This window comes from Klebsiella sp. 28, assembly GCF_018223905.1.
Classification (GTDB): domain Bacteria; phylum Pseudomonadota; class Gammaproteobacteria; order Enterobacterales; family Enterobacteriaceae; genus Klebsiella; species Klebsiella pneumoniae.
Genome location: NZ_JAGRQY010000295.1, coordinates 1 through 743, shown reverse-complemented (window position 1 = coordinate 743; position 743 = coordinate 1). Strand labels below are relative to the sequence as shown.

Here is a 743-nt window from a genome sequence, read left to right as displayed (position 1 = left end):
TGGTGGCGGAGATCGATCCTGCCCGCCGTCTGCAGGCGGCCTACGACGGCTGGCACGTGGTGGACCTCCAGGAGGCTATCGCCTCGGCGGACGTGGTGGCCACGGCGACAGGCGGTAAAAACGTGGTTAATCGCCAGGCGCTGGACCGCGCGAAAGCGGGAGTATTTATCCTTAACGTCGGCCACGTGGCGGAAGAGATCGACGGCGATTACCTGCGCCAGTACCCCCAGGAAGAGGTGATGCCGTATATCAATGCCTACCGCATGGCCGACAAAACCGTCTATCTGCTGGCCAATGGTTCGATGCTCAATCTGACCGCTGGCTTCGGCGACAGCCTGAACGCCTTTGACGTCACCCTGGCGGTGATGGCCAGCGGCATCCGCCATATTGTCACCGACGGCATGCGCGCCCCGGCGAAGGTTTATCTCCTACCCCAGGCGGTCTGGCAGCAGGCCCTGTAAACCCGGCGCATCGCCCCCATCGCGGGACGATGCGCTTTACCATCAGGATGACGGCGCGCTATCGGGCAACACAATATTGCTCTGCGCCAGCGTTCCCATCTGGTTGTACATCACGCTGGCGGCATCCAGCAGGTGCATCGCCAGCGCGGCGCCGCTGCCCTCTCCCAGGCGCATGTCCATATCGAGATACGGCCGCAGACCCAGCGCGTCGAGGGCGATCTGCGCCCCTTTCTCCGCCGACAGATGTGAAGGAATAAGATAAGGGTGCGCCGACGGGGCCAT

General features: G+C 63.3%; 2 protein-coding genes. One reads left to right on the top strand and one right to left on the bottom strand.

Translation table 11 applies throughout. The features are described from left to right. Window positions 1-461: adenosylhomocysteinase (locus KHQ28_RS28490; RefSeq protein ID WP_228298309.1), on the top strand; the 461-nt coding region annotated here is incomplete at its 5' end. Window positions 462-503: 42 nt separating this feature from the next. On the opposite strand, the gene KHQ28_RS28485 is transcribed toward KHQ28_RS28490, so the two are convergent. Next, window positions 504-743: nicotinate-nucleotide--dimethylbenzimidazole phosphoribosyltransferase (locus KHQ28_RS28485; protein ID WP_211777794.1), on the bottom strand; the 240-nt coding region annotated here is incomplete at its 5' end.